The organism is Mycobacterium sp. OAE908, assembly GCF_017872775.1.
GTDB lineage: Bacteria > Actinomycetota > Actinomycetes > Mycobacteriales > Mycobacteriaceae > Mycobacterium.
Window position 1 is genome coordinate 3,635,150 of sequence record NZ_JAGGJL010000001.1, and the last position, 20,810, is coordinate 3,655,959.

The window sequence follows — 20,810 nt, forward strand, 5'->3', positions numbered from 1 at the left end:
GGGCCGGGCTAACCGGCGTTCGCGGCTGCGGCCTTGCGCGGGCGACGACGGCGACGGCGCTTGGCCGGTGATGCGCCGTCAGCGGTCGAATCGTCCTCGGCCGGTGCGCTCTGCTCGGGCGTCGCCTCCGGATGTCCGGCGGCCACCTGGCCACCGCGGGTGCGCCTGCGATTGCGGGTGCGGTTGCGTGCCGGCTTGTCGGCGGGCTTGTCCGCCGGTGCACGCTTGGCCTGCGCCTTCTGCGGCTCGCCGATGGTGCCCTTCGCGTCCGTCGGGATACCCAACTCCTCGTAGAGGTGCGGCGAGCTGGAATACGTCTCGGACGGATCGGGGCATGCCAGACCCAGCGCCTTGTCGATCCCTTCCCAGCGGGCCAGCTCGTCCCAGTCGACCAGGGTGACCGCGACGCCGGTCTTGCCCGCGCGCCCGGTGCGGCCGATGCGGTGCACGTAGGCCTGCTCGTCCTCGGGGATCTGATAGTTGATGACGTGGGTGACGTCGTCGATGTCGATGCCGCGCGCGGCGACGTCGGTGGCGACGAGCACGTCGATCGCGCCGGTGCGGAATGACTTCAGCGACTTCTCGCGGGCGGCCTGCCCAAGGTCGCCGTGCACAGCTCCGACCTTGAAGCCGCGCTCGGCCAGCTCGTCGGAAACCTTCTGGGCGGTGCGCTTGGTGCGGGTGAAGATCATCGTGGCGCCGCGTCCCTCGGCCTGCAGGATCCGGGTGACCAGTTCGACCTTGTCCAGCGCGTGCGCGCGGTAGACGAATTGTTCGGTGGTGTCGTGGGTGGCCGCCGAATGCGGGGCCTCAGCCCGGATGTGCGTCGGCTGGTTCATGAACGTGCGGGCCAGCGTGATGATCGGGTCGGGCATGGTCGCCGAGAACAGCATGGCCTGCCGCTCGGCGGGAATCTGCTTGAGGATCCGCTCGATATCGGGCAGGAAGCCCAGGTCGAGCATCTCGTCGGCCTCGTCGAGCACCAGCATCGACAGCCCGCCGAGCTGCAGGTGGCCCTGCTGCGCCAGGTCGAGCAGACGGCCCGGTGTGCCGACGACGACGTCGACGCCCTTCTGCAGCGCCTCGATCTGCGGCTCGTAGGGCCTGCCACCGTAGATCGAGGTGACGGTCAGCTTGCGGTCAACGGCGGACAGGTATTTCGCCGCCATTGCGAGGTCTCCGTAGACCTGCAGGCACAGTTCGCGGGTGGGGACGACGATCAGCGCGCGGGGGATACCGGTCAGCGGGCGTTCCTCGTCGGTGGTGATGCGCTGCAGCAGCGGCACACCGAAGGCCAAGGTCTTGCCCATGCCCGTGCGGGCCTGGCCGATCAGGTCGTCGCCCGCGAGTGCGAGCGGCAACGTCAGTTCTTGGATAGCAAAGGGGTGTTCCTTGCCGTCTTCGGCCAATGCGCGCACTATTTCGTCGCGGACGCCGAGCTCAGCAAATTTTGGATTCAGATGAGTCATGCTTGGGGTACGTAGCCTTTCTGGGTCGAACCTCGTAAGTCCTCGCGGATTTCCACGCGCGCACGAGTTCGACGAAGCCACGGCCGAGGGCCCTGCGTTGAGGTCGCGGGCCGACTGGTGCACGCACATTTCTTAGGTAATGGCCGGTCAGTTTCGACCTTGTCAGTGCCAATGCCTGCACCCATGATAGCTGGCCGGGTTTGCCGGGCGCTCGGTGCGCTCAGCCAACCAGGTAAGGCCGTCTAGAGTTGGGCCATGAATTCGACGCCATCCGCGCCCTCTCCAGAGCAGACCGCACCGGGCGTGTCGGCCGACCATCCTGGCGTCAACGAACTCTTCGCGCTGCTGGCCTACGGCGAGGTGGCGGCCTTCTACCGGCTCACCGAAGAGGCGCGGATGGCGCCGAACCTGCGCGGCCGAATCAACATGGCGACCATGGCCGCCGCGGAGATGAACCACTACGAAGTTCTGCGGGATGCGTTGGAGCGCAGGGGAGTCGACGTGGTACCCGCGATGACGCGCTACGCCTCGGCGCTGGAGAACTACCACCGGCTGACCACGCCGAGCACCTGGCTGGAAGCCCTGGTGAAGACCTACGTCGGCGACGCGTTGGCCGCGGACTTCTATCTGGAGATCGCCGACGCGATGCCCGACGAGGTGGCCGATGTCGTGCGCGCCGTGCTGTCGGAGACCGGGCATTCGCAGTTCGTCGTCGCCGAGGTGCAGGCCGCGGTGACGGCCAGCGAGAAGCAGCGCCACCGACTGGCGCTGTGGTCGCGCCGACTGCTCGGTGAGGCCATCACCCAGGCCCAGTACGTCATGGCCGACCACGACGAGCTCGTCGACCTGGTGATGTCCAGCGGTGAGGGTCTGACGCAGATGACCGAGTTCTTCGATCGGCTGCAGCACACCCACAGCACCCGGATGCGCGAACTGGGCCTGGCCTGAGCGCGATTTCGGCGCGCTAACCGTCGCTGAGCGTGGATGAGCGCGCCGAAACCGCTACTACTTCGTGCAGTTCGCGATCATCGTGTTGTTGTTCTGCAGCGCAATCGTGGCGCCCGACGCGTCGGTGATGCTGCAGTTCAGCTGACCGGTCACGCTCGTCGCGGTAACGGAGCTCAGCGTCACACCGGGATCAAGCACGACGGTCTTGGCCCACGGCAGCGCCACGTTGACGTCGGTCTGCAGCGCCCCTTGGGAATCGGTGTAGATGACCGTCACGAGGTCGAGCAGGTTGCGGTTGCCCGTGACCCGGTAGGTGATCGTGTTCGGCGCCGCCGCGGGCGGGGGAGCCGCCTGGGCGGGCGTATCGGTCGGTGGGGCGCTCGCAGTCGGCGTCACGGTGGTGACGGTCTCCGGCGGTAGCGTCGCCGACGGCGGTGCGGCTGACGTGGTCGCGGGCGGCGCCGACGTGGCTGCCGGTTGGCTTGTGCTGACAGGCGGCGCGACCGTCGTTGAGACCGAGCCGCTGTCGCCCCCGCCGAGGATGACGACCGTGCAGATCACCGCGACGAGCAGAATCGCTCCTGCCACCCCGGCGACCCAGATCCACCGGCGATCGATCGGCTCGTAGTACTCCTCGATGTCGCCGTACTCGTCGTCGTACCCCTCGACACCCTCGTATTCGTCGTAGCGCTCGCGTTCGTCGTAGCGCCCACGGTCGAGATCGACGGTTTCGTCGCCGTCCGCCCAATCGCTGCGAATCCGTTCGGTCGGGGTCAAGGAATACGGTGAATGTGCGGTATATGGCCTGTTCATGCAGCTACCCCGGTCGTTTCGGTTAATGCCGGGCCTGATGCTATCGAGACCCATGTGACGAATGAGGTTGACGCGCTGGGCCTTTGGTCACGGTCCGGACTCGGTTCGGTCGCGGCTGCTTCGGTTTCGCTACTCGCACCGCATCGTCGTTCGCTGAGCGCACTACATCGTCGTTTCGCTGACCGCGAAGTGGCCGGGGCGGCGCCGCGCCGCGGGCGTCCACTAGCCTTCTGACCAGAAGCACACAAACGAAAGGGTCCAGGCGTGGAGGTCAAGATCGGTGTCACCGACAGCCCGCGCGAGCTGATCTTCAACAGCGCGCAGACACCCAGCGAAGTGGAGAAGGCCATCACCGACGCGCTCGGCAAGGATGCCGGCGTGCTGGCCCTGACCGACGAGAAGGGCCGTCGTTTTCTGGTGCAGGCGAAGAGAATCGCCTATGTCGAGATCGGCGCCGCAGACGTGCGCAGGGTCGGTTTCGGTGTCGGCGCCGTCGGCTCTGAGGCCGTCAAGACCGGGTAAGCGGCACGTGCGACAGGCCGCCCCAGATGAACTGCACCGTGCCCTCCACGGCGTCGTCCTTGGAGATCGGCCGGTCGTTGTTCAGCCAATACCGCGCTGAGTCGACGCTGATGCTGACCAGCCCGACCGCGATCATCCGCGCCCGGTGCGGCTCCAACCCGGAATCGTGGCTGATCAGGTCGAACACCGCGTCGGTGCACGCCTCGGTGGCGACCTTGACCTGCGCGGACACCTGAGGTTCGGTCACGTAGTCGTTCTCGAAGATCAGCCGATAGCCCTGGCCGTCGTGCTCGATGAAGTCGAAAAAGGCGTCGACGGCCGCGCGCACCCGCTGACGGTTGTCGGTGGTGGTGCGCAGTGCCTGGCGCACACCGGAGACCAAATTGTCGGCGTGCCGCTGCAGCACGGCCAGATACAGCTCGAGCTTGGACGTGAAGTGTTGGTACAGAACGGGTTTGCTCACACCGGCCCGGTCGGCGATCTCGTCCATCCCTGCGGCGTGGTAGCCGCGGTCGACGAAAACCTCGCTGGCAGCAGCGAGTAACTGTCCGCGGCGCTCGTCGCGGGGCAGCCTGTTCCCCCGCCGGCCTGCCCCGGAACCGACGCCGGTCACCGCGCCGCCGTTCGCCGATTTTCTGGCGGCGGTGTTGGCGAGATCGCTCATCACGTCCTTCATCCGACTGCGTTTCGCAACGACACTACTACCGTTGCTTGGGGCTTTGCGGATCCACGCCATCGCGCCGTGGCGGTGGCGCGCCGGAAGTGCAAGCCCAGCAGTCTGTGCCATCCTGTTTCGGTGACCTACGACCCGGGGCGTCGCGGGAGCGGTCGCGTGCCCGTGTTGCGTGATGAGTGGCGAGAGCCATTGCGCGCGCAACGCGACCCGATCGCCGAGAGCTCCGGTCGGGTCAGGTCCAATCGCGACGAGCATCGCAGGGCCCGCAAGCAGACATGGCTGGGCCGCTTCATCCACACCTACGGATGGCGCGCCTATGCACTGCCGGTGTTGATCGCGCTGACCGTGATCGTCGTCTACCAGACCGTCACCGGAACCAGTGCACCCGCGCCCAAGCAAGCCGAGGGGCCGGTGCAGGGGCCGCCGACCATCGGCGTGGCCAGCACGCAGATCATCGGCGCACCGCCGAAGGGGCTGACTCAGTTCGACGCGAACCTGCCCACCGGAATCCTTCCCGAGGGTGGCCCGTTCACCGAGGCGGGCGCCAAGACGTGGCACATCGTGCCGGGCGCCGCACCGAAGGTCGGGGAGGGCACGGCCAAGGTGTTCACCTACACCGTCGAGGTGGAGGACGGCGTCGACACGACCGGATTCGGCGGGGACGACGGGTTCGCGCGAATGGTCAGCGAAACCCTTTCCAATCCGAAGAGCTGGACGCACAACCCGCAGTTCGCGTTCACCCGCATCGACAACGGGGTGCCCGACTTCCGGGTTTCGCTGAGCTCGCCAATGACAGTGCGCGAGGGGTGCGGCTACGACATCCAGCTCGAGGCGTCCTGCTACAACCCCGCCTACGACAATCAGCCGCGCGTGTTCATCAACGAGGCCCGCTGGGTGCGCGGCGCTGTGCCGTTCCAGGGTGACGTCGGCTCGTATCGGCAGTATCTGATCAACCACGAGGTGGGCCACGCGGTCGGCTATCAGCGCCACGAGCCGTGCGGCGAAAACGGCGGTCTGGCGCCGGTGATGATGCAGCAGACGTTCTCGACGAACAACAACGACGCAGCCCGGTTCGACCCGGAGTCGGTCAAACCCGACGGCAAGGCGTGCCGGTTCAATCCCTGGCCGTATCCGATCGCCTGACATCTCGTCGGGAAGCATCGCGACCGGACTACCGTTGTGCTGGGTACTGCAGTGACCGTCAATCAAGGAGATTTCGTGTCGACATCGTTGCCGCCGCTGGTCGAGCCGGCGGGCGAACTGACGCGCGAAGAAGTTCAGCGCTACAGCCGTCACCTCATCATCCCGGACCTGGGTTTGGCCGGACAGAAGCGGCTCAAGAACGCCAAGGTGCTGGTCATCGGCGCGGGTGGACTGGGTTCGCCGACTTTGCTTTACCTCGCCGCGGCGGGCGTGGGCACAATCGGCATCGTCGAGTTCGACGTCGTCGATGAGTCGAATCTGCAACGCCAGATCATCCACGGCCAGTCCGACATCGGCAGGTCCAAGGCGCAGAGCGCTCGCGACTCGATCCTGGAGGTCAATCCCCTCGTCGAGGTGCGGCTGCATGAGCTGCGCCTGGAGCCCGACAACGCCGTCGACCTGTTCAAGCAGTACGACCTGATCCTCGACGGCACCGACAACTTCGCGACGCGGTATCTGGTCAACGACGCCGCGGTGCTGGCCGGCAAGCCGTACGTCTGGGGGTCGATCTACCGCTTCGAGGGCCAGGTGTCGGTGTTCTGGGAGGACGCGCCCAACGGTCTTGGCCTGAACTACCGCGACCTTTACCCCGAGCCGCCGCCACCGGGCATGGTGCCGTCGTGCGCCGAGGGTGGCGTGCTCGGCATCCTGTGCGCATCGATCGCGTCGGTGATGGGCACCGAGGCCATCAAGCTGATCACCGGCATCGGCGAGCCGCTGCTGGGCAGGCTGATGGTCTATGACGCACTGGATATGACGTACCGCACCATCAAGATCCGCAAGGACCCCGCGACACCGAAGATCACCGAGCTGATCGACTACGAGGAGTTCTGCGGTGTGGTGTCCGATGCGGCTGCCGAGGCCGCGGCCGACTCCACGATCACGCCCCGCGAGCTGCGCGAGCTGCTGGACTCCGGTAAGCCGTTGGCGCTGATCGACGTTCGTGAACCCGTCGAGTGGGACATCAACCACATCGACGGCGCGGAGCTGATCCCCAAGGGCGCCTTCGAAACCGGTGAGGCGTTGGCAAAGCTGCAGGTCGAGAAGACCCCGGTGTTCTACTGCAAGACGGGTGTTCGCTCGGCCGAGGTGCTTGCCATCGTGAAGAAGGCCGGTTTCTCCGACGCGATGCACGTGCAGGGCGGAATCGTCGCGTGGGGCAAGCAACTCGAACCCGACATGGTGATGTACTAACGGCTCGTTTGCCGTACCTCGCCTTAGGCTGAGGTGGTGAGTGTCGAACCGCCGCCGGATCATGTGCTGGCGGCGTTCGGATTGACGGGTGTGCGCCCGGTCGCGCTCGGCTCCAGCTGGGAGGGCGGCTGGCGCTGCGGTGAAGTCGTGCTGTCGATGGTCGCCGATCACGCGCGTGCGGCGTGGTCCGCCAAAGTTCGCGAGACGTTGTTCGTCGACGGTGTCCGGCTGGCCAGGCCGGTGCGCTCGACCGACGGCCGCTATGTGGTCGCGGGCTGGCGCGCCGACACCTACGTCGCCGGAACGCCGGAGCCCCGCCACGACGAGGTGGTTTCGGCGGCGGTGCGGTTGCACGAGGCGACGGCCAAACTGGAACGGCCTCGCTTTCTGACTCAGCCGCCCGTCGCGCCGTGGGCCGACGTCGACGTTTTCATCGCAGCCGATCGGGCGGCATGGGAAGAGCGCCCGCTGCACTCGCTGCCTCAGGGAGCGCGAGTGTCGCCAGGATCTCCTGACGGACAGCGTTCGGTCGAGCTGATCACCCAGCTGGCCTCGCTGCGCCGACCGACCAAGAGCCCCAACCAGCTGGTGCACGGCGACCTATACGGCACAGTGCTTTTCGCGGGCACCGCGGCTCCGGGTATCACCGACATCACGCCCTACTGGCGGCCCTCGTCGTGGGCGGCGGGCGTGGTCGTCGTCGACGCGCTGTCGTGGGGCGAGGCCGACGACGGGCTGATCGAGCGGTGGAGCCCACTGCCGGAGTGGCCACAGATGTTGTTGCGCGCGTTGATGTTCCGGCTCGCGGTGCATGCACTGCATCCGAGGTCGACGGGCGCGGCGTTCCCGGGTCTGGCGCGCACGGCGGCGTTGGTGCGGTTGGTTCTGTAGCGCGAGTGTGGCTTATTGCACGCTCGGCGCTAGAACTCGTGTCGGACCTCTGACAATTTGATGCGGCCGTCGCTCGCCAACACTCCTTCGGCGCGCAACAGTTCGAGCTGTCGCGTCGTCAGGTGCGGCGCCGGCCGGCCCGACGCCCTGATCACCCGATGCCACGGCAGATCCGACGAATCCGTTCGCATGATCCAGCCGACGATGCGCGGGCTGGAAAGCCCGACCGCGTCGGCGATGTCGCCGTAGGTCGATACCCGCCCGGCGGGAATCGATGCGACCAGAGCCCGCACGGTTTCGACCTGTTCGTCGGTGACCGCAGGCACGTCAGCCGCGCTCCAACTGCTTGCGGATCACCGCCGCGGTATCGGCAGGCCGCGCCTGGGGAACCATGTGGTCGCAGTCGAACTCCAGCAGCGTGAAGTCGGGTCGCTCGCGCAATCCGGCGAGCAGTTCATCACTGACATACGGCGGGTCGGTTTTGGTGGCGAGCACGAGTGTGATCGGTATGCCATTGCGCGGTAACACAATTGGTCGCGCCAACTCACTCCAGTACGACAACATCGCCGGAATGCTGAGCCGCCAGCCCACCCGCCCGTTGGGCCGGTCTATCAGGTGCTCGTCGAGCTCGCGATCCAGCTCGTCGGAGTCGACCTCACCCCACGACCCGTTCACCTTCTCCGAGCGGGCCTCTGCGCGGTCGGTGTAGTCCGGCGAGGCGAACATGTCGTCGGCGATGTCGCGCATCCAGCCGCCGTCGAGTCCGACCGCGGGATCGAGCAGCACCAACCCCGACACCAGATCAGGGCGTGCCGCAGCCAGATTCAAGGCGATCGCCCCGCCGAACGAATGCCCGACCACGACCACGGGTCCGTCCGCCTCGGCGTCGAGCAGCGCGGCCAGCGCGTCGACGTTCGCGTCGATGCTCCACGGTGCCGCCCACGACGACCGGCCGTGCCCGATCAGGTCCGGTGCGGCGATCGCGAGTTCGGGCAGATGCTTGACCGCTAGGGTCTGCCAGCGCAGGCCGTGCCCGGTCAGCCCATGCACGGCCAGGATCTGCGGCGGGCGGCTCGGTCCATAACGATGCACATGCAGGCTCACGGCATTGATGCTGCCAGCAGTCGGTGACAGTCGCTTGTCGGACCCCCATGGTGTCATGCATTCATGTCCGCACCGCAGACCGAACTGACCCCCACCGCCCTCACCGAACCAGGCATGCGCGGTGTGGTGCGCGTGCTCGGCGGCGCCGGTACGGGCAAGAGCAGCTTGCTGATTCAGGCCGCGACGGCCCACATCGCCGCGGGCAGTGACCCCGAATCGGTTCTGCTGCTGACGGGTTCGGCGCGGCTCGGCAGCCAGGCGCGGGCAGCCATCACGTCGGCATTGTTGTCGGCGGGCAGCCGCGCTGTCGTCCGCGAACCGTTGGTCCGCACCCTGCACTCGTACGCGTTCGCCGTACTGCGGTTGGCGGCGCAGCGCAACGGCGATCCGCCGCCGCGACTGATCACCAGCGCCGAGCAGGACGGCATCATCCGTGAACTGCTCGCAGGTGACTTGGAAGACGGTGACGCGTCACCGGTGGGCTGGCCCAGCCAACTGCGTCCGGCGCTGTCCACCGTCGGGTTTGCCAACGAGCTGCGCGACCTGCTGGCCCGCTGCACCGAACGCGGCGTGGATCCCATTGCGCTGCAACGCATCGGACGAACCAGCGGCCGTCCCGAGTGGCTGGCCGCTGGCAAGTTCGCGCAGGCCTACGAGCAGATCATGCTGCTGCGTTCTGCCGTCGGCATGGCGGCACCGCAGGCCACGGTGCCCGCGCTGGGCGCCGCCGAACTCGTCGGCGCTGCGCTCGAAGCGTTCGCGACCGACGCGGACCTGTTGGCGGCCGAACGCGCCAGGATCAAGCTGCTTCTCGTGGACGACGCGCAGCATCTCGATCCGCAGGCGGCCCGGCTTGTTCGCGTCCTGTCGGCAGGTGCGCAGCTGACAGTCATCGCCGGAGACGCGAGCCAGTCGGTGTTCGGATATCGCGGCGCCGACCCGTCGCTGCTGCGCGGTGACGAGCCCGCCATCACGCTCACGCGATCGTTTCGCTGCGCGCCGGTCATCGCCGACGCGATCACCGCTGTTGCGCGCCGGTTGCCGGGTGCCGACGCGGCGCGGCAGATGACCGGTGCCGAGGACCGGCCGGGCGAGCTGAATGTGCAGATCGCTGCGACGCCACACGCGGAATCCGCGTTGATCGCCGACGCCCTGCGCCGCGCCCACCTGGTCGACGGTGTGCCGTGGTCGCGGATGGCCGTGATCGTGCGGTCGGTGCCGCGGCTGGGCGCGCCGCTGGCCCGCGTTCTCGTCTCGGCTGGTGTGCCGGTAGACGCCCCGCTGCCGAGCACCCCGTTGGCCGATCAGCCCGCGGTGCGCGCGCTTCTGACTGTCCTCGACGCCACCGACTACGGGCTGGACGGCGAGCGCGCGCTGTCGCTGCTGACCGGGCCGATCGGCCGTGTCGATCCAGTGTCGCTGCGCCAGCTGCGACGGGCGTTGCGCAGAGCCGACGGCAGCCAACCGCCACGGGAGTTCACCGATCTGCTTGTCGAGGCGCTCGACAACGACACCGACCGACTGTCCGCCGAACTCGGTAGGCCGTTGCGCCGGGTACGGGCAGTGCTCACCGCCGCGCGCAGCAGCGCAGCACAAGGCCAAGATCCCCGCTACACGCTGTGGCAGGCCTGGCATCGGTCCGGCCTGCAACGACGCTGGCTGGCGGCCAGTGAACGCGGCGGCCTTGCGGGTGCGCAGGCGGACCGTGACCTCGACGCGGTCACCGCGTTGTTCGATATCGCCGAGCAATACGTGAGTCGCACGACGGGCGCGTCGCTGCGCGGGCTCGTCGACCACGTCGAGGCGATGGGCCTGCCTCCGACACCTCGCGAGCAACGGCCTGACCCCGACGCGGTCGCGGTCCTGTCCGCCCACGCGGCGCTCGGCAGGGAATGGGATTTCGTCGTCATCGCGGGAGTGCAGGAAGGGTTGTGGCCCAACACGACCCCGCGTGGCGGCGTGCTGGGCACCCAGCAGCTCGTCGACGTGATGGATGGAGTCGAGACGCAGGTCGATCGGGGCTTGTCGAGTCGCGCGCCGCTGCTGGCCGAGGAACGCAGGCTGTTGATCGCGGCGATGGGCCGCGCCCGCACCCGCCTGTTGGTGACCGCGGTCGACAGCGACTGCGGCGACGAGTCGATGCTGCCGTCGCCGTTCTGCTACGAACTCGCGGCGCTCGCGACCGACCCGGAACCCGACCCGCCACAGCCGATCCATGCCCCGCGCGTGCTGGCCCCACCTGCGCTGGTCGGACGGCTGCGCGCAGTGGTATGCGCGGCGGATGAAAACATAGACGACAGCAAAAAGCTTTGTGCAGCAGCGCAACTCGCGCGGCTGGCGGAGGCCGGTATCGCCGGTGCCGACCCGGCTCAGTGGTACGGCATGACGCCGTTGTCCAGTGCGGAACCGCTGTGGGACGGTGACGACCACGTCGTGACGCTCTCACCGTCGACGCTGCAGATGCTGACCGACTGCCCACTGCGCTGGCTGCTCGAACGCCACGGTGGCTCCGACGGACGCGATGTCCGCTCAGCGATCGGATCGCTGTTGCATGCTCTTGTCGCCGAGCCGGGCAAGACCGAAAACCAGATGCTCAACGAACTCGAAAAGCTGTGGGCCAAGCTGCCGTTCGAATCGCAGTGGTTTTCCGACAACGAGCTGGCACGCCACCGTGCGATGCTGTCGACGTTCGCGCAGTGGCGTGCGCAAACCCGCGGCGAGCTGACTGAGGTGGGCACCGAGGTCGACATCGACGGCACAGTCGGTCCGGGGGTGCGGGTGCGTGGTCGCCTTGACCGGCTCGAGCGCGACGCCGAGGGCCGGTTGGTGGTCGTCGACATCAAGACCGGTAAGACGCCGGTCAGCAAGGACGACGCGCAACGCCATGCCCAGTTGGCCATGTACCAGCTCGCCGTCGCGGAAGGACTGCTGCCACAAGGTGATACTCCCGGCGGCGGTCGGCTGGTATATCTCGGCAAGACCGGATCGGGTGGGGCCACCGAACGCGAGCAGGACCCGCAATCAGTCGACGCTCGCGCCGCTTGGCTCGCGTTGGTGCAGCAGGCGGCGGCCGCCACTCAAGGTCCGGTGTTCGTCGCGCGGGTCAACGACGGGTGCTCACACTGCCCGGTGCGCGCCATGTGTCCGGCCCAGGCCGTCGCCGGTGGGCGGTCATGACCCCGCGCTACAGCCCGGCCGAACTAGCCTCCGCGCTCGGCCTTTTCGCGCCGACCGACGAGCAGACGGCGGTGATCGCCGCCCCGCCCGGGCCGCTGGTCGTCATCGCGGGCGCAGGTGCAGGCAAGACGGAAACCATGGCCGCCAGGGTGGTGTGGCTGGTGGCCAATGGCTACGCCCGTCCCGGCGAGGTGCTCGGCCTGACGTTCACGCGCAAGGCCGCCGGGCAGCTGCTGCGCCGCGTCCGAACGCGGCTGGCCCGGCTGGCCGGCGCCGGTCTTGTTCCCGGCGGTGGCGAGGTGGCCGACGACCCCGCGACCGTCAGCACCTATCACGCGTTCGCCGGCAACCTGCTGCGCGAACACGGACTGCTTTTGCCCGTCGAGCCGGACACCCGCCTGCTCAGCGAAACGGAGCTGTGGCAGTTGGCTTTTCGTGTCGTGTGCGAGCATCCAGAGCACCTCGACACGGACAAGACCCCAGCCGCGGTCACCGCGATGGTGCTGCGTCTGGCTGGCCAGCTGGCCGAACACCTCGTGGACACCGAACAACTGCGCGACACCCACGTCGAACTCGAGCGGCTGGTACACACCCTTCCTGCGGGTCCGTATCAACGCGACCGCGGACCCAGCCAGTGGCTGCTGCGCATGCTGGCCACTCAAACCGAACGCACCCAACTGGTTCCGCTGATCGACGCCCTGCATGCGCGCATGCGGGCCGAGAAGGTCATGGACTTCGGCATGCAGATGGCCTCGGCCGCCCGGCTGGCGGCCACCTTCCCGCAAGTCGGCCAGCAGCTGCGCGAGAGGTACCGCGTGGTGCTGCTCGACGAGTACCAAGACACCGGGCACGCGCAGCGCGTCGCGCTGTCGTCATTGTTCGGTCGCGGCGTCGACGACGGCCTCGCGCTGACGGCGGTCGGGGATCCGATCCAGTCGATCTACGGTTGGCGGGGCGCCTCGGCTACCAACCTGCCGCGGTTCACCACCGATTTCCCCCACGCCGACGGCACGCCGGCGCCTACGCTGGAACTGCGAACCAGTTGGCGCAATCCGCCGCGGGCGTTGCACCTGGCCAATGCCGTGTCCGTGGAGGCGCGGCGGCGCTCCGTCGCGGTGCGTGCCCTTCGACCCCGACCCGATGCCCAGCCCGGCGTCATCCGTTGTGCGCTGCTGAATGACGTTGTCGCCGAACGTGATTGGGTCGCTGATCACCTGGCGGCGATCTATCACGGCGCGGACGGCCCTGCACCGACGGCAGCGGTGCTGGTGCGCCGGAACGCCGACGCGGCACCGATGGCGGATGCGCTGACCGCCCGTGGCGTCCCCGTCGAGGTCGTCGGTCTTGCCGGATTGCTGGCGGTGCCCGAGGTCGCCGACCTGGTGGCGATGCTGCGACTGGTCGCCGACCCCACCGCCGGCGCAGCCGCGATGCGGGTGCTCACCGGACCGCGGTGGCGCCTTGGCGGCCGTGACATCGCTGCGCTGTGGCGGCGTGCCGTCGAACTCGATGACCGGCCCACCCTCGAAGCCACCACCGAACAGATCGTGGCGCAGGCCGCCGCCGACGCCGATGCCGCGTGCTTGGCCGACGCGATCTGTGACCCCGGGCAGTCGGACGCGTATTCGCCTGCCGGGTATGCACGGATCGTCGCGCTCGGCCGTGAGCTGACTGCCCTGCGCGCCCATCTGACGCACCCGCTGCCCGATCTCGTCGCCGAGGTCCGTCGGGTGCTCGGGCTCGACGCCGAAGTACGGGCGGCCAGGCCGCTGGCCGCAGGATGGTCTGGCACCGAACATCTGGACGCGTTCGCCGACGTGGTGGCCGACGTCGGGGGCCGGTCAGGGGCGACGGTGCCGGGTCTGCTGGCGTATCTGGACGCTGCCGAACAGGTGGAGAACGGCCTGGCGCCCGCCGAGACGTCGGTCGCGACCGACCGGGTCCAGATCCTCACTGTGCACGCCGCGAAGGGGCTGGAGTGGCAGGTCGTGGCGGTGCCGCACCTAAGCGGCCGGGTGTTTCCGTCGACCGCGTCGCAAAGAACGTGGCTCACCGACGCGGGCGACCTGCCGCCGCTGCTACGCGGTGACCGGGCCACGGCCTCCGAACTCGGCGTCCCGGTGCTGGACACATCGGACGTCAACGATCGAAAGCGGCTGTCCGACAAGATCTCCGAGCACAAGCGCAGCCTCGAGCAACGCCGCATCGACGAAGAGCGCCGGCTGCTGTATGTCGCGCTGACCCGCGCCGAGGACACCCTGCTGCTGTCGGGTCACCACTGGGGTGTGTCCGAGGCCAAACCGCGCGGCCCTTCCGAGTTTCTGTGCGAACTCAAAGACATCATCGAGACGTCGGAGGCCGCGGGCGATCCGTGCGGCATCATCGAGCAGTGGGTCCCCGCCCCGGCCGACGGTACGCCGAACCCGTTGCGCGACAGGGCTATCGAGGCCATCTGGCCCACCGATCCGGCAGGCCCGCAACGAACACACCTCGACAACGGCGCGGTGATGGTGGCCAAGGCTATGTCGGGGGAGATCGACCTCAACGCCGACGATGTCGACGGCTGGGTGGCCGACGTCGATGCTCTGCTGGCCGAACGCGACGAAGCGACCGACGCGCCCGTTGCGCCGCTGCCGACGCAGCTGTCGGTGAGCACACTCGTCGAGCTCAGTCGTGACCCTGATGGCGTCGCGCAACGGTTGCGCCGTCGGCTGCCGACCCGTCCTGACCCGCACGCGTTGCTGGGCACGGCTTTTCACGATTGGGTGCAGCGGTTCTTCCACGCCGAGCGGCTGTTCGACCTGGACGATCTGCCAGGAGCCGTCGACCGCGAGGCCGGCGCCGCCGAGGAGCTCGCCGAGTTGCAGGCTGCGTTCGCGGTGTCGCCGTGGGCGGCGCGCACGCCGATCGACGTGGAGGTCCCGTTCGACATGGTCATCGGCGGGCGTGTCGTGCGCGGGCGCATCGATGCGATCTTTGCCGACGACGACGGCGGCACCACCGTGCTCGACTGGAAGACCGGCGATCCGCCGGACACCCCAGAAGCCAAGCAGCATGCGGCAATTCAGCTGGCCGTGTACCGGCTCGCATGGGCGCAACTACACAATTGCCCCGTCGAAGAAGTCCGCGCGGCATTCCACTACGTGCGGTCCGGCCGAACGGTCACCCCCGACTCGCTGCCCGACGCCGACGACCTCGTCGCGCTGATCGAGGCGGCCTAGGAGTTGCGGTAGATCTTCAGCGCGGAGGTGATCATCGGAATCTGCAGCGGCAGCCGGGCGATAGCGCCCAGCCGCATCACCAGCGGCTTGGCAGGGTCTTTGAGCCACAGCCGCACCATGTTGACGTTGGCAGGGAAGACCGCGAGAAACAGGGCGACCGCGGACAGTGCCCCGAGCTTGCGGGTGCGTTGCGACAGAAGCAGGGCGCCGGTCGTCAACTCCGCCACCCCCGAGGCGTAGGTGTAGAACCGCGTGCTGCCCGGCAGTTCGACGGGGACGATGTCGTCGAACGGCTTGGGCGCGACGAAGTGCAGGGTGCCCATGCCCAACAACATCGCTCCCATCCGGAGGGCCGGTGCCGGGTTGGCAAGCTGCTGCAGTTCAGGCGGGGGTGAGGTCATGGTTACATTGTGGCGTGCGCCAACTCGGATCGATGACGGGTTCCTGTGGCTAAAGGCAAACTGCGAAGTCGGCTGGCGGCCGTCGAGGAGAATCTGACGTCGCGACCGGATGCCGCGCTCGTCGACGTCCTTCGCATTCCCGAGCCATTCGTCAGCCCTGGCCAGCGCATCTTCCGCCGGATCGTGTACGCGATGCTCGCGCTGTTCGCGGCGGTGGTCATCGTGTACCTGGACCGCCACGGATACCGCGATGTCCGCAATGAGATCGGCGACTCGCCAGGCAACAGGGAGCTGTCGTTCCTCGACTGCTTCTACTATGCGACCGTCTCGCTGTCGACCACCGGATACGGCGACATCACCCCGATCACCTCGTCGGCGAGGCTGGTCAACGTCCTGGTGATCACGCCACTGCGGATCGCATTCCTGATCGTCCTCATCGGTACCACGGTGGAGACGCTGACCACGCAGTCGCGCCAGGCATTGAAGATCCAGCGATGGAGGAGCAGAGTGCGCAACCACACCGTCGTCATCGGATACGGCACCAAGGGCAGGACGGCCGTAGCCGCGATGGTCGGTGACGAGGTGGCACCGGCCGACATCGTCGTCGTCGACGAGAACGTCACCGCCCTCGAACGCGCGAAGAGCGCCGGGTTGGTCACCGTGCACGGCGACGCCACCAAATCCGAGGTGCTGCGGCTGGCCAGCGCCCAGCACGCCAAGTCGATCATCGTCGCGACCGACGACGACGCCAGCGCCGTGCTGGTCACCTTGACCGCGCGCGAACTCGCGCCGAACGCGAAGATCATCGCCGCGGCCCGCGAAGCCGAAAACCAGCACCTGCTAAGGCAATCCGGCGCGGACTCAACGGTGGTGTCGTCGGAAACTGCGGGCCGTCTGCTTGGCATCGCGACGCAGACCCCGAGCGTTGTCGAGATGATGGAAGACCTGCTGACTCCGGACGCGGGCTTCGCACTGGCCGAGCGCGAGGTCGAGGCGAAGGAAGCCGGCGGCTCGCCGCGGCATCTGACCGACATCGTGCTCGGCGTCGTTCGAAACGGCGAACTCGTGCGGGTCGACGCGCCCGAGGTCGATGCGTTGGAGCTCGGTGACCGGCTGCTGTACATCCGCAGCGCGGAAGCCGACCGATGACATCCGGCGGGTTCCAGCTTCGCAACGTCCCGCTGCTGTCCCGCGTCGGTGCCGACCGAGCCGATGCGCTGCGCACCGACGTCGACGCGGCGATCGCCGGGTGGCCCGACGCCCTGGTGTTGCGGGTCGACCGACGCAACCAGGTGCTGATTTCCGGCGGCCAGGTGGTGCTCGGCAAGGCCGCCGGGCTGGGGGACAAGCCGCCGGAGAACGCCGTGTTTCTCGGCCGTCTCGCCGACGGGCGGCACGTGTGGGCGATTCGCGCCGCGCTCGAAGGACCAGAGGACCCGCACGCGGAGACCGAAGTGCTCGACCTGCGCCGCGCGGGTCAGATCTTCGACGACGTCAGCGCACACCTCGTCGCAACCGCAACTGCCCTGCTGAATTGGCATGACAACGCACGGTTCAGCGCGGTCGACGGCGCGCCGACCAAGTCGATCAAGGGCGGGTGGTCGCGCGTCAACGCCACCAACGGCCACGAGGAGTTTCCCCGCATCGACCCCGCCGTGATCTGCCTGGTGCACGACGGCCACGACCGCGCGGTGCTGGCCCGCCAGACCGTCTGGCCCGAGCGGCTATTCTCACTGCTCGCCGGCTTCGTCGAGGCAGGCGAATCGTTCGAGGCGTGCGTGGTCCGTGAGATCCGCGAGGAGATCGGCCTGACCGTGACCGACGTTCGCTATCTGGGCAGCCAGCCGTGGCCGTTTCCGCGGTCGTTGATGGTTGGATTCCACGCACTCGGCGATCCCGACGAGGAGTTCGCGTTCAACGACGGCGAAATCGCCGAGGCGGCATGGTTCACCCGCGCCGAGATCCGCGAGGCGCTCGAACACGGCGACTGGAGCAGCGACTCACCGTCAAGGCTGCTGCTGCCCGGATCGATTTCGATCGCCAGGGAAATCATCGAGTCCTGGGCCGCGCAGGACTGACGTCGCCGCCCCACATTTGGCGATTTAGCTGTCGAATAGTTTGCTGGCTGCCACGATTGGGGTCGTGTCTGCCGGTGTGGTGAGCCGTTCGGTCGAGTTCTCCGCGATCGCCGACTTTCTGACATCGGCACAGACCCAGCCGTCGGGATTGGTCATCGAGGGCGAGGCAGGGATCGGCAAAACCACGCTGTGGCTGGCCGCTGCCGAGCAAGCGAGCGAGCGCGGCATGCAGGTGCTGTCCGCCAGGACTGGGCAAGCCGAATCGGTGATGGCCTATACGGCGATGTTCGATCTCTTCGCTGCCGTGGACGACACCATCTTGGCGAAATTGCCTGGGCCGCAACGCCTCGCGGTCGACAGGGTGATGTTACGCGCCATCGAGGAGGGCCCCGCCACGGATCAGCGTGTGGTGGCCGCTGCGCTGCTGTCGGTGGTCAACCGGCTCGCGGCAGAAGCAACGGTTCTGCTGGCGATCGATGATGTGCAGTGGCTGGACCCGGCCAGTAAGGCGGTACTCGCTTCCGCGGCGCGCCGTCTCGATGGCTCGGTTGGAGTCTTGGTCACCGAGCGTTCGCACGCCAACGGCGGCGGCGCGGCCTCATGGCTGCAGATGCGTCGACCGGACGCGGTGAACCGCGTGCATGTCGGGCCCTTGAGTATGGGTGGCCTACGCGAACTGATTTCGCAAAAACTGCACCTTTCGCCGCCTCGCCCGGCCATTGTGCGCATCGCCGAAATTTCAGGCGGGAACCCATTTTTCGCGCTCGAACTCGCACGCGCGATAGACGATCGATCGCCCGCCGCGGACCTCGTTGTGCCGCCGACATTGGCCGAACTGATGCGCGCCCGCATCGGCCGCATCGAGGGTCAGGCGCGCGACGTATTGCTCGCTGCGGCATGTGTTTCCGCTCCAACCGTGAACCTGCTGGCGCAAGTCGTCGGCACCGGAGTCGACCGCATCGTGGAGTTACTCGAAGTGGCCGAGAGCAACGGCATCATCGTGATCGACGGCAATCTTGTGCGGTTTGCCCACCCGCTGCTGGCGCACGGTATCTACACGGACGCAGCTGCCAGTCGGCGACGCAGAATGCACAGCGTCCTCGCCGAGACTGAAACGCAGCCAGAACTGAAGGCCCGGCATCTTGCATTGGCCTGCACGACCGAGGATCCGGCAACCCTTGAGGCTCTCGACACAGCCGCCGAAATGGCCCGCATCCGTGGCGCCCCCGCCGCGGCGGCCCAATTGATCGATCTCGCCCGAAACCTCGGCGGGGATACGCCATTGCGCCGGATCCGCTCGGCGAAGCACCATCTCGACGGCGGCAATGCCGCGCAGGCCCGGGCTCTGCTCGACGAGACGATCGGCCAGCTGCCGCCAGGCCCTCTGCGAGCCGAGGCGCTGACGCTCCTCGCCGTGGTGCGGTTATCCGACGACAGCTTCATCGAAGCCGCGAAGGTGTTGGAACGCGGCCTCGCGGAGGTCGGTGATCATCCTGCGCTGAAAACGCAGATGCTGGTCATGCTGTGCTACGCCCTGCTCAATTCCGGCGACCTGGCGGTCGGCCTGCGGCATGCAGAAGAGGCGGTGGCAACTGCTACCCCTCTTGGGCAGCCGCACCTGCTCAGCCAATCGCTGAGCATGCGGGTGTTCTTGAGCTTCATGCATGGAGCGGGTCTCGACGACGCCGGCCTGCGGCGCGCCCTCGAATTGGAAGATCACGTGGCGACCACCCCCGCGCCGTTCCGCCCAAGCGTCCATAACGCGTTGCTGCTGGCCTGGGTCGGGCGGCTGGAGGACGCTCGCGGTGAGCTGCTGAAGGTGTGGACCCACTGCGTGGATCACGGCGGTGAAGGCGAGTTGATGTTCCTCGCCATGCACAGGTTTTTGGTGGAGATCTGGAGCGCCGACCTCGACCGTGCCCATCAGATCGCCTCGGAAGCGATGGAACGGGCGTTACTGCTTGGCGGTGATGTCGCCATGTCTGTGGCATTGACGACCCGTGCCGCCCTCGCCGCGTTCGCGGGAAACGCCGACGACGCGAGGCGCGATGTTGCCGAGTCGCTGGCGGCGGCTGCAAGAGGTGAATCGCTCAGGCTCGCGGGCTGGTCGCTGACGACGTTGGCCTTCCTCGAGTTGTCTCTGGGCCGCCACGAGGAAGTGCTGGCGGCGCTTGGCCCGCTGTTGGCCCGGTTCGACGCGACGCCGGACGGCGCGGAGATCATCGTCGCAGCGTTCGTACCGTATGCCGCCGAAGCGTTGATCAACCTGCGTCGACTCGATGAAGCCGAGCCGTTGATCGAAAGACTCGAGCGCAACGGTGTTCGGCTGAATCGCCCGTGGATGTTGGCGGAGGGGGCCCGGTGTCGCAGTATGTGGTTGGCTGCGCACGGCGACGTGGCGTCTGCCGCCGACAAGGCTCATCAGGCGATGCGTGAACACGCGAAGCTGTCGATGCCTTTCGAACGTGCCCGGACCCAGCTGGTGCTCGGCCAAATACAGCGCCGCCAGCGCCAGAAGCATGCCGCCGAGGCAACGCTGCAGGAGGCGCTGCGCGCATTCCAAGACATCGGAGCGCCATTGTGGGCGGAGCGTGTCGGCAGCGAATTGGCCCGGACCAACGTGAGCCCGAGCCGTGACAGCCGCCTGACCCCCTCAGAACAACGTGTGGCCGAACTCGCGGCCACCGGCATGACGAACCGCGACGTCGCGGCGGCACTGTTCGTCAGCCCGAAGACGGTTGAGTCCAATCTCTCGTCTGTCTATCGCAAGCTCGGCGTACGTTCACGGGCAGAACTCGGCCGCCGCATGGCCCAACCTGCGCAGGCTGACTAACTGGCCAGCCTCGCCAGCTTGGCCTTGACCTCCGCGCCGCTCGGGTTGGTCAGCGTCGAGCCGTCCGCGAATTTCAGCGTCGGCACCGTCTGATTTCCGCCGTTGACCGAGGCCACGAAGTCCGCAGCGGCCGGGTCGGTTTCGATGTCGACCTCGGCGAACGAAATGCCCTCCGACTTCAGAACCTTCTTAAGCCGGAAGCAGTAGCCACACCACGAGGTGCTGTACATGGTCAAAGCGCTCATAAGCCGTCCAACGTAACGGATACCCACAACATGCC

At 67.6% G+C, this 20,810-nt stretch carries 17 protein-coding genes; 10 read left to right on the plus strand and 7 right to left on the minus strand.

All coding sequences use genetic code 11. The features are described 5' to 3' along the window. Positions 1 to 8: 8 nt before the first annotated feature. Positions 9 to 1,469 (minus strand): DEAD/DEAH box helicase, encoded by a 1,461-nt coding sequence (locus tag J3E61_RS17930; RefSeq protein WP_192721673.1) that lies wholly within the window; start codon positions 1,467 to 1,469, stop codon positions 9 to 11. A gap of 255 nt (positions 1,470 to 1,724) precedes the next feature. On the opposite strand from J3E61_RS17930, the gene J3E61_RS17935 reads away from it, so the two are divergent. Then, positions 1,725 to 2,417 (plus strand): hydroxylase, encoded by a 693-nt coding sequence (locus tag J3E61_RS17935; RefSeq protein ID WP_192721672.1) that lies wholly within the window; start codon positions 1,725 to 1,727, stop codon positions 2,415 to 2,417. A gap of 57 nt (positions 2,418 to 2,474) precedes the next feature. Here J3E61_RS17935 and J3E61_RS17940 read toward each other — a convergent pair whose 3' ends face one another. Continuing rightward, positions 2,475 to 3,230 (minus strand): hypothetical protein, encoded by a 756-nt coding sequence (locus tag J3E61_RS17940; RefSeq protein ID WP_210084444.1) that lies wholly within the window; start codon positions 3,228 to 3,230, stop codon positions 2,475 to 2,477. A gap of 264 nt (positions 3,231 to 3,494) precedes the next feature. Here J3E61_RS17940 and J3E61_RS17945 point away from each other — a divergent pair, with 264 nt between their 5' ends. After that, on the plus strand, positions 3,495 to 3,752 hold the full coding sequence (locus J3E61_RS17945) for a DUF3107 family protein (RefSeq protein ID WP_192721670.1): 258 nt from the start codon (positions 3,495 to 3,497) through the stop codon (positions 3,750 to 3,752). Here J3E61_RS17945 and J3E61_RS17950 read toward each other — a convergent pair. Next, on the minus strand, positions 3,739 to 4,416 hold the full coding sequence (locus tag J3E61_RS17950) for a TetR family transcriptional regulator (protein ID WP_192721669.1): 678 nt from the start codon (positions 4,414 to 4,416) through the stop codon (positions 3,739 to 3,741). The genes J3E61_RS17945 and J3E61_RS17950 overlap by 14 nt on opposite strands. Before the next feature lie 132 nt (positions 4,417 to 4,548). On the opposite strand from J3E61_RS17950, the gene J3E61_RS17955 reads away from it, so the two are divergent. The 3 genes from J3E61_RS17955 (at position 4,549) to J3E61_RS17965 (ending at position 7,716) form a co-directional block, all read left to right on the plus strand. Continuing rightward, positions 4,549 to 5,571 (plus strand): DUF3152 domain-containing protein, encoded by a 1,023-nt coding sequence (locus J3E61_RS17955; protein ID WP_210084445.1) that lies wholly within the window; start codon positions 4,549 to 4,551, stop codon positions 5,569 to 5,571. Positions 5,572 to 5,646: 75 nt separating this feature from the next. After that, positions 5,647 to 6,825, plus strand: coding sequence for an adenylyltransferase/sulfurtransferase MoeZ (gene moeZ / locus J3E61_RS17960; RefSeq protein ID WP_192721667.1), 1,179 nt, complete (start codon positions 5,647 to 5,649; stop codon positions 6,823 to 6,825). 36 nt (positions 6,826 to 6,861) lie between these two features. Further along, a complete protein-coding gene (locus J3E61_RS17965) occupies positions 6,862 to 7,716 on the plus strand; it encodes a TIGR02569 family protein (protein WP_192721666.1) in 855 nt (284 codons plus the stop codon). Between the two features lie 29 nt (positions 7,717 to 7,745). Here J3E61_RS17965 and J3E61_RS17970 read toward each other — a convergent pair whose 3' ends face one another. Together J3E61_RS17970 and J3E61_RS17975 are read right to left on the minus strand one after the other, a co-directional pair. Then, positions 7,746 to 8,042, minus strand: a complete 297-nt coding sequence (locus J3E61_RS17970) for an MGMT family protein (RefSeq protein ID WP_192721665.1) — start codon at positions 8,040 to 8,042, stop codon at positions 7,746 to 7,748. A 1-nt stretch (position 8,043) separates the two neighbouring features. Further along, positions 8,044 to 8,877 (minus strand): alpha/beta hydrolase, encoded by an 834-nt coding sequence (locus tag J3E61_RS17975; protein WP_210084446.1) that lies wholly within the window; start codon positions 8,875 to 8,877, stop codon positions 8,044 to 8,046. A 6-nt stretch (positions 8,878 to 8,883) separates the two neighbouring features. Here J3E61_RS17975 and J3E61_RS17980 point away from each other — a divergent pair, with 6 nt between their 5' ends. Beyond that, positions 8,884 to 11,997 carry an ATP-dependent helicase gene (locus J3E61_RS17980; RefSeq protein WP_210084447.1) on the plus strand — a complete coding sequence of 1,038 codons (3,114 nt, stop codon included), beginning with the start codon at positions 8,884 to 8,886 and terminating at the stop codon, positions 11,995 to 11,997. Beyond that, positions 11,994 to 15,218 (plus strand): ATP-dependent helicase, encoded by a 3,225-nt coding sequence (locus J3E61_RS17985; RefSeq protein WP_210084448.1) that lies wholly within the window; start codon positions 11,994 to 11,996, stop codon positions 15,216 to 15,218. Before J3E61_RS17980 ends, J3E61_RS17985 begins: the two co-directional genes overlap by 4 nt. On the opposite strand, the gene J3E61_RS17990 is transcribed toward J3E61_RS17985, so the two are convergent. After that, positions 15,215 to 15,619, minus strand: coding sequence for a hypothetical protein (locus J3E61_RS17990; protein ID WP_210084449.1), 405 nt, complete (start codon positions 15,617 to 15,619; stop codon positions 15,215 to 15,217). The two genes, J3E61_RS17985 and J3E61_RS17990, sit on opposite strands and share 4 nt — an antisense overlap. 45 nt (positions 15,620 to 15,664) lie before the next feature. On the opposite strand from J3E61_RS17990, the gene J3E61_RS17995 reads away from it, so the two are divergent. The 3 genes from J3E61_RS17995 (at position 15,665) to J3E61_RS18005 (ending at position 20,530) form a co-directional block, all read left to right on the plus strand. Then, complete coding sequence (locus tag J3E61_RS17995; RefSeq protein ID WP_210084450.1) at positions 15,665 to 16,768, plus strand: potassium channel family protein; 1,104 nt, start codon at positions 15,665 to 15,667, stop codon at positions 16,766 to 16,768. Then, the gene (gene nudC / locus J3E61_RS18000) at positions 16,765 to 17,697 is read left to right on the plus strand and encodes an NAD(+) diphosphatase (protein WP_192721659.1); all 933 of its coding nucleotides are present in this window, start codon (positions 16,765 to 16,767) and stop codon (positions 17,695 to 17,697) included. The genes J3E61_RS17995 and nudC overlap by 4 nt, the downstream gene beginning before the upstream one ends. 64 nt (positions 17,698 to 17,761) lie before the next feature. Next, positions 17,762 to 20,530, plus strand: a complete 2,769-nt coding sequence (locus J3E61_RS18005) for an AAA family ATPase (protein WP_210084451.1) — start codon at positions 17,762 to 17,764, stop codon at positions 20,528 to 20,530. Here J3E61_RS18005 and J3E61_RS18010 read toward each other — a convergent pair. Next, a complete protein-coding gene (locus J3E61_RS18010) occupies positions 20,527 to 20,775 on the minus strand; it encodes a mycoredoxin (protein ID WP_210084452.1) in 249 nt (82 codons plus the stop codon). The two genes, J3E61_RS18005 and J3E61_RS18010, sit on opposite strands and share 4 nt — an antisense overlap. Positions 20,776 to 20,810 lie beyond the last annotated feature (35 nt).